This window comes from Xanthobacter sp. DMC47 (genome assembly GCF_056313845.1).
On sequence record NZ_JBQUZM010000001.1, the window covers coordinates 807,496 to 821,529 of the forward strand.

At 66.2% G+C, this 14,034-nt stretch carries 12 protein-coding genes and 1 pseudogene; 5 read left to right on the forward strand and 8 right to left on the reverse strand.

The features are described from left to right. Positions 1-64: 64 nt before the first annotated feature. The 5 genes from ACT54R_RS03815 to ACT54R_RS03835 all read right to left on the reverse strand — a co-directional run bounded on the left by ACT54R_RS03815 (position 65) and on the right by ACT54R_RS03835 (position 4,814). Positions 65-1,039 (reverse strand): TRAP transporter substrate-binding protein, encoded by a 975-nt coding sequence (locus tag ACT54R_RS03815; RefSeq protein ID WP_168459731.1) that lies wholly within the window; start codon positions 1,037-1,039, stop codon positions 65-67. A gap of 49 nt (positions 1,040-1,088) precedes the next feature. Next, the gene (locus ACT54R_RS03820) at positions 1,089-1,997 is read right to left on the reverse strand and encodes an amidohydrolase family protein (protein WP_476323863.1); all 909 of its coding nucleotides are present in this window, start codon (positions 1,995-1,997) and stop codon (positions 1,089-1,091) included. Position 1,998: 1 nt separating this feature from the next. Beyond that, the gene (locus ACT54R_RS03825; protein ID WP_476323865.1) at positions 1,999-3,135 is read right to left on the reverse strand and encodes a mandelate racemase/muconate lactonizing enzyme family protein; all 1,137 of its coding nucleotides are present in this window, start codon (positions 3,133-3,135) and stop codon (positions 1,999-2,001) included. A 9-nt stretch (positions 3,136-3,144) separates the two neighbouring features. Beyond that, entirely contained in the window at positions 3,145-4,050 is a 906-nt protein-coding gene (kdgD, locus tag ACT54R_RS03830; RefSeq protein WP_476326360.1) for a 5-dehydro-4-deoxyglucarate dehydratase, read from the reverse strand. Positions 4,051-4,115: 65 nt separating this feature from the next. Further along, positions 4,116-4,814, reverse strand: a complete 699-nt coding sequence (locus ACT54R_RS03835; protein WP_476323867.1) for a FadR/GntR family transcriptional regulator — start codon at positions 4,812-4,814, stop codon at positions 4,116-4,118. A gap of 266 nt (positions 4,815-5,080) precedes the next feature. Between ACT54R_RS03835 and ACT54R_RS03840 the strand changes: the two genes are divergently transcribed. Then, complete coding sequence (locus ACT54R_RS03840; RefSeq protein WP_476323869.1) at positions 5,081-5,881, forward strand: NAD-dependent epimerase/dehydratase family protein; 801 nt, start codon at positions 5,081-5,083, stop codon at positions 5,879-5,881. A gap of 1 nt (position 5,882) precedes the next feature. Then, the gene (locus ACT54R_RS03845; RefSeq protein ID WP_476323871.1) at positions 5,883-7,412 is read left to right on the forward strand and encodes an aldehyde dehydrogenase (NADP(+)); all 1,530 of its coding nucleotides are present in this window, start codon (positions 5,883-5,885) and stop codon (positions 7,410-7,412) included. Between the two features lie 15 nt (positions 7,413-7,427). On the opposite strand, the gene ACT54R_RS03850 is transcribed toward ACT54R_RS03845, so the two are convergent. Beyond that, positions 7,428-8,174, reverse strand: coding sequence for a FadR/GntR family transcriptional regulator (locus ACT54R_RS03850; RefSeq protein ID WP_476326362.1), 747 nt, complete (start codon positions 8,172-8,174; stop codon positions 7,428-7,430). A 335-nt stretch (positions 8,175-8,509) separates the two neighbouring features. On the opposite strand from ACT54R_RS03850, the gene ACT54R_RS03855 reads away from it, so the two are divergent. From ACT54R_RS03855 to ACT54R_RS03865, 3 genes are all read left to right on the forward strand, one after another. Next, on the forward strand, positions 8,510-9,880 hold the full coding sequence (locus tag ACT54R_RS03855; protein ID WP_476323873.1) for an MFS transporter: 1,371 nt from the start codon (positions 8,510-8,512) through the stop codon (positions 9,878-9,880). 82 nt (positions 9,881-9,962) lie between these two features. Then, positions 9,963-11,516: a galactarate dehydratase gene (gene garD / locus ACT54R_RS03860; protein WP_476323875.1), complete on the forward strand. Its 1,554-nt coding sequence runs from the start codon at positions 9,963-9,965 to the stop codon at positions 11,514-11,516. 62 nt (positions 11,517-11,578) lie between these two features. Further along, a complete protein-coding gene (locus ACT54R_RS03865) occupies positions 11,579-12,664 on the forward strand; it encodes a lactonase family protein (protein WP_476323877.1) in 1,086 nt (361 codons plus the stop codon). Positions 12,665-13,002: 338 nt separating this feature from the next. On the opposite strand, the gene ACT54R_RS03870 is transcribed toward ACT54R_RS03865, so the two are convergent. Continuing rightward, complete coding sequence (locus ACT54R_RS03870) at positions 13,003-13,692, reverse strand: ABC transporter ATP-binding protein (RefSeq protein ID WP_476326364.1); 690 nt, start codon at positions 13,690-13,692, stop codon at positions 13,003-13,005. 46 nt (positions 13,693-13,738) lie between these two features. Continuing rightward, positions 13,739-13,979: pseudogene (locus tag ACT54R_RS03875) on the reverse strand (ATP-binding protein); the annotation flags it as partial. Positions 13,980-14,034 lie beyond the last annotated feature (55 nt).

The following is a 14,034-nucleotide window of genomic DNA, read 5'->3' on the forward strand; positions in this document are numbered from 1 at the left end:
AAGTCCGGGCGTCGGCACGGGCGGCATCCGCGCGGGATGCCGCCGTCCGCAACGCCGCGGCGGCTTATTGAACCGCCTTGATCCGCGCGATCATGTCCTTGAGCTTGGGGTCGGTGACGAACTGGTCGTAGAGCGGAGCCACCGCGGCCTGGAACGGCGCCTTGTCGATGGTGATCACCTCGACGCCGGCCTTCTCCACCTTCTGGCGGGAGGTGACCTCAAGCGCGTCCCACAGCTCACGCATATAGGGCACCGAGTTCTTCGCCGCCTTGCGCACCTGCGCCCGCTCCTCCGGCGTGAAGCTGTCGTACACGCGCTTGGAGATGAGCAGCACTTCCGGCGCCATGGAGTGCTCGGAGAGCGAATAGTTCTTCGCCACCTCATAATGGTGGAAGTTGTCGTAGCTCGGCCAGTTGTTCTCGGCGCCGTCGATCAGCCCGCTCTTGAGGCCGGTGAACACCTCGCCCGCCGGCATGGGCGTCGCGTTGGCGCCGAGCAGCTTCATCATGGACACCCAGATGTCCGACTGCTGCACGCGGATCTTCTTGCCCTTCAGGTCCTCGATCTTGCGAATGGGGGTAGTGGCATAGAACGAGCGGGCGCCGGAATCATAGAAGGCGAGGCCGACCAGGCCGTGGGATTCGCAATCGGCAAGGATCTCATCACCGATGGGGCCGTCGAGCACCTTGCGCATGTGCTCCTTGTCGCGGAACAGGAAGGGCAGCACAGGCACGGTCATGGCCGGGCAGACGGTATTCAGCGTGCCGGAATTGATGCGGATGAAGTCGAGAGCCCCGAGCTTCACCTGCTCGATGGTGTCCTTCTCGCTCCCGAGCTGGGAGTTGGGATAGACCTTGATGCTGATCTTTCCGTTGGTCTCCTTGGCGAGCTCGTCGCTCATGTGCTGCACGGCCTTGACGGTCGGGTAGTCCGGCGGCTGCACGTCCGCCGAACGGAACGGACGCGCCTCGGCCGACAGCGGCCCGAGCACGACCAGCGACGCGAGCGCCGCCGCCGCGAAAATCTGTGAATGCTTCATCTCTTCCTCCCGTACGATTATAATTTCTTGGCGAGCGCTGCGGGCGCCCTCAGGCAGTGCGACTCGTCTCCCGGCGGCTCGGCTGGGCCGCAGGGTGTGGCCCAAGACGGAACAGCGCCTCAGGGTTTTCGACGAGGGCAAGGTGCCGTACGCCATCGTCCGGCAGCCAGCCGAGCACGGTATCGGCAAGGCGGGCGTCGTCCGGATAATCGGCAGTCGTCTTCATGAGATTGTGGGGCCAGTTTGTGCCCCACACGATGCGCTCGGGCGCATGGCCGGCGATGGCCCGTGCGATCTCGGCGATGTCCTCGAATCCGGGGCCACCCAGACGGGAGGATTCGTAGCAGGCCGCGAACTTGAAATAGACGCGGCCACTGTCCAGAAGGCGCTTGATCCCTTTAAGCTCCGGCCCGTCCACCGAAATGCCGCCGAAGAACTTGCCGTGATGATCGAGCACCCAGCGCGATTTCAGCGCCGACAGACGCGACAGATGGTCGAGAATGTGTGTGCCGTCGAACTGCACCGCCATCATCCACCCCATGGCCGCGGCGCGCGCGTCCACCGCCTCCAGAGCATCGAGGCCGACCGCACCGCCCGGCAGGTCCATGATGCGGGCGCCGACGATGCCGCCGCCCGCGAGCCGCTCGAGTTCCGCATCGCTTGTATCGGCGTCGATCACCGCGACGCCCCGCGCGCACGGCCCCAGCGCGGCGACGCAGGCGAGGAGATTGGCATTGTCCTTCTGGTGGGCATTGCCCTGGGTGATGATGACCCGCTCGATGCCGAGCCAGTCCATGACCTGCCGGTACTGGTCGGGGTCCGGCAGCGCGCCCGCAGGCAGGTCCGGGCCGCCCGGAAGAGCCGGAAAGCCCTTTAGATAGAGGTGCATCTGCGCATCGACTGCGCCCGGCGGGAAGCGGTGGGCGGGCTTTTGGCCCGAGAGCCTGCGCACCAGCATGTCAGATCTCCAGCGGCCGGAATTCCGCGAGCGCGTCACGGTTGATCTCGATGCCGAGACCGGGGCTATCCGGGATGGCGACGACGCCCTTCACGTGCTCGATCGGTGTGGTGACGACCGCCTGCCGGAACGGATTGTGGGTGCGGTCGAATTCCAGGATGGGCTCGATGGGGTCGCGCCGCACCGGGTTCGGCACCATGGCGGCCATGAACTGCAGGGCGGCGGCGATCTGCACCGCCGTCCCCCACACATGGGGCACCACACGCACGCCATGGAGCGCGGCGAGGTCTGCCACGCGCTTGGCCTCGGTGAAGCCGCCGACGCCGCAGATGTCGGGCTGGATGATGTCCACCGCCCGCGTCTCGATGGGCTCGCGCATGCCGTAGCGCGTATGCCAGGTCTCGCCGCCGGCCACCGGGATGGGCTGGCCCGCGCGCACCGCGCGGTAGGCCGAGAGCTGCTCGGGAACCACCGGCTCCTCGAACCAGTCGACTCCGTATTCCGCCGCCCGCTGGCCGAAGGCGCAGGCTTCGATGGCGTCGTAGCCATGGTTGGCGTCCACCATCAGCCGCATGTCCGGCCCGACCGCCTCGCGCACGGCACGCAGCACCTTCAAGTCCTCGGCGACGGAAAAACCGATCTTGATCTTGCCGGCGTGGAAGCCGGCCGCCGCATGGCCGGCCATCTCCTGCGCATTGTCGGCGATGCGGTCCACGCCGTCTCGCACGAAGCTGCCGGTCGCATAGGCCTTCACGTTCTCGCGGAAACGTCCGCCGAGCAGGGTCGCCACCGAGGTTCCGAAATGCTTGCCCTTGATGTCCCACAGCGCGATGTCGATGCCCGACAGCGCGGTGATGGTGATGCCGCGCTGTCCCTGGTCGCGCAGGGCATTGTAGAGAACCGCCCAGACCTTCTCGGTCTCCAGCGGATTCATGCCGACGAGCCAACCCGCATAAGCCTGGACCATGGCGGCGTTGGGCCGGGCGGGACCGAGGCATTCGCCCCAGCCCACCGTCCCGTCGTCGCACACCACCTCCACCAGCACATGGGTGCGCCGGTCGAAGCGCATGGAAGCGCTCTCGAACGGCACGTCGAGCCGATGATCAAGGAGATGGGTGTGGACCGCCGCGATCTTCATGGCGCGCGCTCAGCGTTTGTGAGGGGCGATCAGGGCGGCGAGCAAGCCTTCCTCTTCGTCCGTCAGGTCGGCGAGCGGGGCGCGCACCGGGCCGGCATCGAAGCCCTGGAGGCGCACGCCGGCCTTGATGGCGGAGACCGCATAGCCCTTGCGGCGGTTGCGGATGTCCATGAAGGGATAGAAGAAGTCCCTCAGGATACGTTCGCAGGTGGCCCGTTCTCCGGCGCGCAGCGCCTTGTAGAACTCCACCGCAAGGCCCGGCACGAAATTGAACACGGCCGAGGAGTAAGTGGTGAAGCCGGCGCCGAGATAGGCCTCGGCGAAGAGCTCTGCCGTGGGCATGCCACCGAGATAGATCAGGCGATCACCCATGGTGGCGGTGATCTGGCGTACGAGCCCGATCTGGCCGGTACCGTCCTTGAAACCCACGAGGTTGGGGCAGGCGTCACACAGGCGCGCCAGCGTATCGACCTGCAGCACCGAATTGTCGCGGTTGTAGACCATGACGCCGATGCCGACCGCGTCGCAGATCCGCTTCACGAGGGCAAACAGGCCCTCCTGCGGCGCATCGATCAGGTAATGGGGCAACAGGAGAAGTCCGTCGGCGCCGGCCTTCTCGGCCGCGCGGGCGATCTCCACACCCACTTCCGAGCCGAAGCCGCAGCCGGAGACGATGGCCGTCTTGCCAGAGGCCTCCTTGGCGGCACGGACGATGCCGGGAACCTCGCCGGGCGCGAGGGAGAAGAACTCGCCGGTGCCTCCTGCAGCGAACAGGACCGGCGCATCGTAGCCGGCGAGCCAGGCAATATGGCGCTGGTAGCTATCCTGGTTGAAGCGGCCGGACACGTCGAAATGCGTGACGGGAAACGACAAGAGACCCGACCCGAGCGCGCTCTTGATGTCCTGCGGATTCATCATGGTTCCTCTGCCAAGCGGTTGGCAGAGTTGTCATACATGTACCCAGGGAAAGGGTCAACAACTCATATGATATGTTGGCGCCGAGTCTGCAGCAGTGCCCGATAGCGCTGCTGACTGCCCCGCAGATGCACGCGCATCGCTTCTCGCGCCGCCTCTTCGTCGCCCCTCGAAATGGCCGAGACGATTCGCTGATGCTCATCGTCGATCAGCTTCATGTAGGCGGTGGCCCTCTCCACGCTCTGGCCGTCACCCTCCAGCGTGGTGCGCGGGATCGCTTCGCGACCGATCACCGTCAGGAACTCCCGGAATCGGGGATTGTTGGTGGCATCCGCAATGGCGAGATGCAGGGCGAGGTCGAATTCCACGGTGGACTGGCCGGCCTCCATCGCCGCGCGGACAGCGAAATGCCGCTCGAAGATCACCTCTTCCTGCGCTGGAGAACGCCGCGTTGCCGCAAGACCTGCCGCCTCCACCTCCACGCCGGTGCGCAGCTCCAGAATTTCAATGGTGGATGAAACACGAGCACCATCAATGATTTGCGGGAAAAGAAGCGGGGAGCCCGAGGCTTCCAGCACGAAGACGCCCGCGCCCTGGCGCGGCTCGACGAGGCCGTCTGCCCGCAGCGCCGCCACGGCTTCACGCACGACGGTGCGGCTGACGCCGTGCGCCAGGGTCAGTTGGGCTTCGCTGGGCAATTTCGTACCGGGCGGATAGTCGCCCGCGCGGATGGATTGGCGCAGCGCCTCGCTGATCTGCGCCACAAGGGAGCCGCTCGCGCCCCGAGTACGTCTCGCGCCCGCTCGAGCCGGGACGGCGCCCCCCTCCGCGCCCGCGCGTTCGGCGGGGGCGGTTCCGGCGCCCGCGGGGACTCTCTGGGATATGGGGGCCAATGGTCTCTCCCGCAGTTCACGACGTTACGTCACATGGTGCGCAAAACAACTCATCCGTCAACTTTGTTGCATCGGCGGCCATGTTCGTTCAACATGTATGATGAGTTGGCCCACAATTGGGCGCGCTTGGGGTCCACATGCTTCAAAGATTGCTTCTGACCGGCGCCGCGGGAGAGCTCGGCCGCGCCATTCGCCCGCACCTTTCCCGATTTGCCGAAACGGTGCGCGTTTCCGATATTGCCGATCTGGGGCCCGCTGCCGCCCACGAGGAATGTGCCACCTGCGACCTCGCCGATGCGGAGGCCGTCCACACGCTCGTGGCCGGATGCGACGGCATCATCCATCTCGGCGGCATCTCCGTGGAGAACCGCTTCAGCCGGATCGTCGGGGCCAACATCATCGGCCTTTACAATCTCTACGAGGCGGCGCGCGCCGAGGGGCGACCGCGCATTCTGTTCGCCTCCTCCAACCACACTATCGGCTTCTACCGCCAGGACGAGCACCTCGACGCGACCGTACCACTCCGGCCCGATGGGCTCTACGGCGTCTCCAAGTGCTTCGGCGAGGCACTGGCCCGCATGTATTTTGACAAGTTCGGGCAGGAGACGGCGCTGGTTCGCATCGGCAGCTGCATGGAGAAGCCGACCAACTACCGAATGCTGTCCACCTGGATGTCCCGCGAGGATTTCCTCTCCCTCGTGGGATGCATCTTCTCCGTTCCGCGGCTCGGCTGCCCGGTGATCTGGGGCGTCTCCAACAACGACCAGTCGTGGTGGGACAACAGCGCCGCCGCCTATCTCGGCTGGAAGCCGAAGGACAATGCCGAGCGGTTTCGCCCCGAAATCGAGGCCGCGCTCACCCGCCCTGCGCCGGATGCGCCCATCGCCCTCTATCAGGGTGGCCAGTTCACCCAGGATCCGATTTTCGAGGACAAGTGAGATGACCATGATCCCCATCGGCGGCCACCTGATCTCCGGCGCGCGCGTCGAAGGCGGCGATGTGTTCGAGAGCAGCCCCGTCAGTGGGGCGCCTCAGCGCTTCTACTCGGCGTCGGCGATCGAGATCGACGCCGCCTGCCGCGCGGCGGAAGCCGCTTTCGCATCCTATGGCCCGTCGAGCCGCGAGACCCGCGCGCGCTTTCTCGATGCCATCGCGGCAGCCCTGGAAGACCGGGCTGCGGACATCGTCGCCACCGCCGAGGCAGAGACCGGCCTGCCGAACCCGCGCCTCACCGGCGAGCTCGGGCGCACCACGGGCCAGCTGCGTCTGTTCGCCCGTCACATTCGCGACGGGGCCTATCTCGACCGCCGACATGATCCGGCGCTGCCGGACCGCAAGCCCCTGCCCCGCCCGGACCTGCGGCTGATCCAGCGGCCCATCGGGCCAGTCGCGGTGTTCGGAGCCTCGAATTTCCCCCTCGCCTTCTCGGTGGCGGGCGGCGACACCGCGTCCGCACTGGCGGCCGGCTGCCCGGTGGTGGTGAAAGGCCATCCGGCACATCCCGGCACCAGCCAGATCGTCGGGGAAGCCATCGCCTCCGCGGCTGCGGCGGAAGATCTGCACCCAGGCGTCTTTGGCCTGATCCAGTCCTTCACGGTCGACGGGGGCACCGCCCTTGTACGCCATCCGCTCATCCGTGCTGTCGGTTTCACGGGCAGTCTCGGCGCCGGTCGCGCCCTGTTCGACCTGTGCGCCGCGCGCCCCGAGCCGATCCCCTTCTTCGGCGAGCTGGGATCGGTGAACCCCATGTTCCTGCTGCCCGCGGCCCTCTCGAGCAGGGCGCAGGAACTGGGCGAGGGCTGGGCCGTCTCTCTTTCCATGGGCGTCGGGCAATTCTGCACCAATCCCGGCGTTGCCATCGCGATAGAGGGGCCGGATCTTGCTGCCTTTCTCGACGCTGCGAGCACAACCCTCGGGGGAATTGCGCCACAGCCTATGCTCACCGAAGGGATCGCGGCCACCTATCGCCGGGGGCGCGATCATCTGGCCGAAGCGGCCGGGGTGTCGTGCCTGGTGAAGACCGAGGCCGACGGACGGTTCGCTGCTCCGGCCCTGTTCTCGGTCACGGCAGCCGATTTCCGCGCTGATCGCAGCCTCGCTCACGAGGTGTTCGGCCCCGCCGGCATTCTGGTGCGGGTGCACGATGCCGACGAGATGGTCGCCCTGGCCGCCGAATTCGACGGGCAATTGACCGCAACCCTGCAGATGGACGATGGCGATACAGAACTCGCCCGGCGGCTTCTGCCCATTCTGGAGCGCAAGGCCGGCCGGGTCCTCGCCAACGGCTTCCCCACGGGGGTCGAAGTGTGTGACGCCATGGTTCATGGCGGCCCTTATCCGGCGAGCACCAATTTCGGAGCCACCTCGGTCGGGACACTCGCCATCCGTCGCTTCCTGCGGCCCGTCTGCTACCAGAACCTGCCCGAGCCCCTGCTGCCGGAAGACCTGCGGTCCGCCCTGCCCGGCTAAGGTCGGCCTGAGGCTTCAACTGCCCAGAAAAACCCGGTCCCTGGTGCGGGTGAGATGCTCGGTCATGGCCGCGCGGGCGGCAACCGCGTCAGCGGCCTCGATGGCGTCGAGGATACGCCGGTGCTCCCCTTGCAGCCGCTCGCCGCGGCGCTCGTCCGGCTTGGCCGAGAGGACCCGGGCGAACTGGATACATTGGGCGAAGTTGCCGCGCGCCGTTTCCATCGACGACACGAGATATTTGTTATGGGCGGCGGCGGCGATGGCGAGGTGGAATTCGAGATCGGCCTCCACGCCTCCCTCATCCTGCGCCAGAGCCAGGCCCACTGTCTGGAAGGCGGTCCGGATGCGGGCCAGATCCTCGTGGGTGCGGCGCATGGCGGCGAGCGCCGCAACCTCCGGCTCGATCAGCTGACGGAACTCGAAGAAGCGCTGCATATCGGCGATGCTGCCCACCAGCGGGAATGCGAACACGCCCGCGTTGGGCCGGCGCAGGACGACGCTTCCCTGCCCTTGCCGCGAGCCGACGACGCCGTCGATCTTCAGACGCGACAGCGCATCGCGGACCACGGTGCGCGACACCTGGAACATCTGGCAGAACTGGGCCTCCGTGGGCAGCCGGCCTCCCTCGGGTATTTTCGAGGTCAGGATCAGCTGGAGAATGTCGTCATAGAGCCGGTCCCCCAGCGTCTGGGCGCGGCCGGCACGACCCGCGAGCGGAGTCGGCGCGATCGCGGCCGACGAGGGACCAGTCTTACGCGCCATCAGACCCAACTCCACAAAGCTCCTGGCAGCGGGCCAGAACCGTCCCCCCGGCGCCAGTTAGCTTCAGGACGCGCTCCGACGAAAGGGGTGGGGCAAGACCTCCCCTTGGGCCACTGCGATGGCGCCAATTATTTGTATTATTTGTATCTTAATGGCTGGACACTCCGGCTGATTTGAATGCTATAAATACAAATATCGACATCCGCTTGGCATCGCGTCCGGTTCTGACCCGCGACGCGACGACGCCAGCTTCTTGGCCGGGCGCGAGTCGATTTGCGGGTGCGCACGCCACACGCCATCCGCGATTCGCTGAACGGGGACTGAAAGGAAACGCCATGGATTTCGCTACCGCGACAGCGGCGGCGGCGCGGACACTTGTGCCCACGCGCGTGCGCTGGAGCATTCTCGCCATGCTCTTCGCCGTCACCACCATCAATTACGCAGACCGCGCCACCATCTCTATTGCGGGGCCCGACCTCAGGTCAGCGCTGGCGCTTTCGCCGGTGCAGATGGGATACATCTTCTCGGCATTCGCCTGGTCCTATGTCCTGGCGCAGCTTCCCGGCGGATGGCTGCTCGACCGCTTCGGCTCCAAGACCACGTACTGTGCCGGCCTCGTTCTTTGGTCTCTCTTCACCATGTTCCAGGGCGCCGTGGGTTTCCTCACCGGCGGCCTCGCGGTGACGGTGCTGTTCCTGCTGCGCTTCCTCGTCGGCGCTGCGGAGGCACCGTCCTTCCCCGGCAATGGCCGCATCACGTCCGCCTGGTTTCCCGCAAGCGAACGCGGGCTCGCCTCGGCCATCTTCAATTCGGCCCAGTATTTCGCGACCGCCTTCTTTGCCCCGATCATGGGGTGGATCGTGCACAGCTTCGGCTGGCAGGCGGTGTTCTATGTCATGGGCGCGCTCGGCCTCGTCATGGCCACTCTGTGGGGCCGGGTGATCTACGGGCCTCTCGCCCATCCTCGCGTCAACCAGGCTGAGATCGACTACATCCGGGCCGGCGGAGCGCTGGTCGAACTGGACGGCAAGACCGCGACCGAGCAGCCAAAGGAAGTGAACACTTTGGCATGCATCAGGGAATTGCTGGGCAATCGCATGCTGCTAGGCCTCTATATCTTCCAGTTCTGTGTCAACGTTCTTACCTATTTCTTCCTCACCTGGTTCCCGGTCTATCTGGTGAACGAGCGGCACATGACCATACTGAAGGCGGGTTTCGTCGCCTCCCTGCCGGCCATCTGCGGCTTCCTCGGCGGCGTGCTCGGCGGCTACATTTCCGACCGTCTGCTGAAGGCGGGCTGGTCGCTCACCGCTGCGCGCAAGACGCCCATCGTGTTCGGGATGCTCCTGGCGATGAGCATGATCGCCTGCAACTACGTCACCTCCGACACGCTGGTCATCTTCTTCATGTCCCTCGCCTTCTTCGGGAAGGGGATCGGCGCGCTGGGGTGGGCGGTGGTGTCCGACACCTCGCCGAAGCAGGCAGGCGGCCTGTCCGGCGGCCTGTTCAACACCTTCGGGAACACCGCCGGCATCGTTACCCCCATCGTCATCGGCTACATTCTGGAGGCGACTGGCTCCTTCGCGTCGGCGCTCACCTTCGTGGGGCTCAGCGCCGCAGTGGCCCTGCTCGCCATGCTTCTCATGGTCGGCACCATCCATCGCGTGGAGCTGAAGGCCTCGCTGGTTGCGCCTCCATCCGCATGATCACCCCCTGGTCCGGCGCACCCGCCGGACCAGCACCTTGCGGGGCCGAGCGCCCCGCCACCTACCCAGAGCCCAGACCGTCATGAACGCCCCCTTCGCTGCTTCCGTCCGCCCCCTTTCGATCAAGCTCCATCCCCGCGACAACGTGGCCATCGTGGTCAATTCCGGCGGTCTTCCCGCCGGTGCGACGCTCGATGAAGGGGTCGAGCTCGTGGAGCATGTGCCGCAGGGCCACAAGGTGGCGCTGGCGGATATCCCCGCGGGCGGCGCCGTGGTGCGTTATGGCGAGATCATCGGCTATGCCGTGAAGGCGCTGCCGCGCGGCAGCTGGATCACGGAATTCCTGGTGGATCTGCCGACCCCACCGGACATGGAGAAGCTGCCCCTCGCCACCAACGTGCCGCCGCCGCTGCCGGCGCTCGAGGGCTACACTTTCGAAGGCTACCGCAATCCCGATGGATCGGTGGGCACCCGCAACATCCTCGGCATCTCCACCAGCGTGCATTGCGTCGCCGGGGTGGTCGACCATGTGGTCCACATCATCAAGGAACGCCTGCTGCCCAACTATCCGAACGTGGACGGCGTTGTCGGCCTGAACCATCTCTATGGCTGTGGCGTCGCCATCAATGCTCCCGCCGCCGCGGTGCCCATCCGCACGCTCCAGAACCTCGCCCGCAACCCCAATTTCGGCGGCGAAATTCTCGTGGTCGGCCTCGGCTGCGAGAAGCTCACGCCGGAGCGGCTGATGCCCGAGCTGTCCGCCGATGCGGCCCGCGAGAACATCCTTACCTTGCAGGACGAGCGCTTCACCGGCTTCCAGGCCATGGTCGACGGCATTCTGGAAATGGCCGATGCCCGGCTGAAGGTGCTCAATGCCCGCCGCCGCGAGACCTGCCCCGCCTCCGAGCTGGTGGTCGGCCTGCAATGCGGCGGCTCGGATGCCTTCTCCGGCGTCACCGCCAATCCAGCCGTGGGCTATGCCGCGGATCTCATCGTGCGGGCGGGGGGCACGGTGATGTTCTCCGAGGTGACCGAGGTGCGCGACGCCGTGCACCTCCTCACCCCCCGGGCCGCCACCAAGGAGGTCGGGCGCGCGCTGATCCGGGAGATGGCCTGGTATGACGCCTATCTCGCCTCCGGCCAGACGGACCGCTCGGCCAATCCATCCCCCGGCAACAAGAAGGGTGGCCTCTCCAATGTGGTGGAGAAGGCTCTGGGCTCCATCGTCAAGTCGGGCACCGCACCCATCTCGGCAGTGCTGGCGCCGGGTGAGCGGGCAACGACGCGGGGCCTGGTCTTCGCCGCAACGCCGGCCTCCGACTTCATCTGCGGCACCCAGCAGCTAGCCTCCGGGATGACGCTGCAGGTGTTCACCACCGGCCGCGGCACGCCCTATGGCCTCGCTGCGGCGCCGGTGGTGAAGGTCGCGACGCGCAGCGACCTCGCCCACCGCTGGCACGATCTGATGGACCTCGATGCGGGACGCGTCGCCACCGGCGAGGCCACGCTCGACGAAGTCGGCTGGGAGCTGTTCCGCCTGATCCTCGACGTGGCCAGCGGCCGCAAGAAGCCGTGGTCGGACGTCTGGGGGCTGCACAATGCTCTGGCGGTGTTCAATCCGGCGCCCGTGACCTGAAAGGCGCCCGACCGCAGACCAACAACAAACAAAGGGAGGAGCTCATGAAGACGAACAGGCCCATGATCAAAACGGCTGACCTTGCCGCATTCGCACTCATAACAGCCTTGCTTACGGGTGGCTCGCAGGCTGAGACGTTTGCTTATGTCGGGAATGCCGGGAGCAACAATATCAGCGTGTTCCGCCTGACCGATACGGGGCTCGTGCCGGTGGAGACTGAGGCCTTCGTGGACGTGGAGAAGGCCGGGTCCTCCACGCCGCTGGCCGTGAGCCCGGACAAGAAGGTGCTGTTCGCCGGCGTTCGATCCCAGCCGTTCAAGGTCGAGAGCTTCGCCATCGACCCCAAGACCGGCGCGCTCAGCCACATCGCCAATGCGCCGCTCGCGGACAGCATGGCCAACATCGCCACAGACCGCTCCGGCAAGGTGCTGTTCAGCGCGTCCTATGGCGGGGCAAAGGTCGCGGTCAATCCCATCGGCAGCGACGGCAGGGTCGGAGCGCCCACGCAGATCGTGCCCACCGGGCCGAACGCCCACTCCATCCAGCCGACGCCGGACAATCGTTTCGCCCTCGCCACCAACCTCGGCTCGGACGACCTGCTGCTGTTCCGTATCGATCCGAAGACCGGGGAACTCTCGCCCGGCGACCCTGCGGTGACGAAGATGGCGGAGAAGTCCGGGCCGCGGCACTTCGTGTTCCACCCCAACGGCAAGATCGTCTACCTGCTCGGCGAGCTTGATGCGTCGGTGACGGTCCTCGCGTTCGATCCGGCCACCGGCGCGGTGCAAGTGATCGAGCGGGTGAGCGCTCTGCCGGCGGATTTCACCGGCAAGCCGTGGGCCGCCGACCTGCATCTGACGCCCGATGGCCGCTTTCTCTATGCGTCGGAACGCACGTCGAGCACATTGGCCGGGTTCCGCGTTGACCCCGAAACCGGCCGTCTCACCCGCTTCGCCACCGTGCCCACGGAAACGCAGCCCCGCGGGTTCGCCATAGATTCCAAAGGGCGGTTTCTGGCGGCGGCTGGCGAACTCTCCAACGGTGTCCAGCTCTACCGCATTGATGGCGCGACCGGCGCGCTAGATTCGGTTGCGCATTACGATACCGGCAAGCAGCCCAATTGGGTCGAGCTCGTCGAGATAGACTGATTATGTCGTCGAGTGGGGCGGCTGGCGCTTCGGGGCGGTTCAGGTCGCCGAGAAGAAGTCAGCCCCCGCGACCTCGAGGTCGCGTTCGCCTTGGGATACTGCGATGCCGGCTTCCCAGGAGGGCCACGCGAGTGCCCGGCAAGAGGCTGAATGAACCTCCGGTGTGATCCCCGCAGATGATGGCTGACCGGCCCGGGCATTTCTGCTGGGAGAGCCCCCAGTGTACCGACACCCCCTGGCTCGCCAGCATCACCCAGAGGCCCCTCGACGATGTGAGCGACCTTCAGGGATACATTGACGGCATGGCCGGACCAAGTGCCACACTGGTGGGTGGCCCCTTAATGATGGCCCAGATAGGCGCTCACCAGTTTCTCGTCGGCCATGAAGCGGGGCCAGTGGCCGTCGCCGATCTCGTGGGCGACCCGCCCGGTCGCCATCACATAGGCCCGGCTGGTCGCACTCGACGCGATGGCGATGTTCTGCTCCACCAGAATGATGCTCATGCCGTCGGCGCGCAGCTGGCCGAGAACATCGAGGATGTCCTTCACCACTTTTGGGGCGAGGCCGGTGGAGGGTTCGTCCATCAGCATGATGTCCGGCTGGAGGAGAAGCGCGCGGCCGATGGCGACCTGCTGTTGCTGGCCTCCGCTGAGGAGGTCGCATCGTGCGCCCAGCTTTTCGCCCACCGCGGGGAAGAGATCGACGATCCGCTCCAGGGTGAACACGCGTCGTCGTCCCCGGCCTGCCCGCTCGGCCAGTGCCAGATTTTCCCGCACCGTCAGCTCGCCGAACAGGTTCCGGTTCTCAAGCACCACGGCGAGACCGAACCCGCTGCGCAGATGCGGCGGGATGCGGGTGATGTCCTTGCCGCCCAGGCGGATCTCGCCGTCCCGCACGGGCAGGAGACCGGCCAGCGTGCGTACCAGCGTCGTCTTGCCGGCACCGTTGGCCCCGACCAGACCGACCACTTCCCCCTTGCCGATGCCGAGATCAATCCCCTTGAGTGTTGATTTCCGTCGAGAAGATATCCTGGATTTCCACTGAGAATTGACCCGGGATGATGGTGGTCTGGGGTCAGGTGGCGGTCAAGTTTCGCGGCTTCTGGGTGGTGGGGTTGGGTGGCTTTGCCGAGCTGCTCCTGAAGCGGAAGCTGTCATTGCCGGTCTTGATGGCAGTGATGGGTGAGCCGGTCGAGCAGGGCCGTGGTCGTCCTGGCGTCGCCGAAGACCGTGGCCCATTCGGAGAAGCTGAGATCGGTGGTGATGATCACGCTGGTGCGCTCATAGAGCTTGCTCAGCAGGTGGAACAGCAAGGCATGATGAAGAGCCCTGCTGTGACGCATGGCGCGCCTCCCTGGCCCGCGCAAGGCG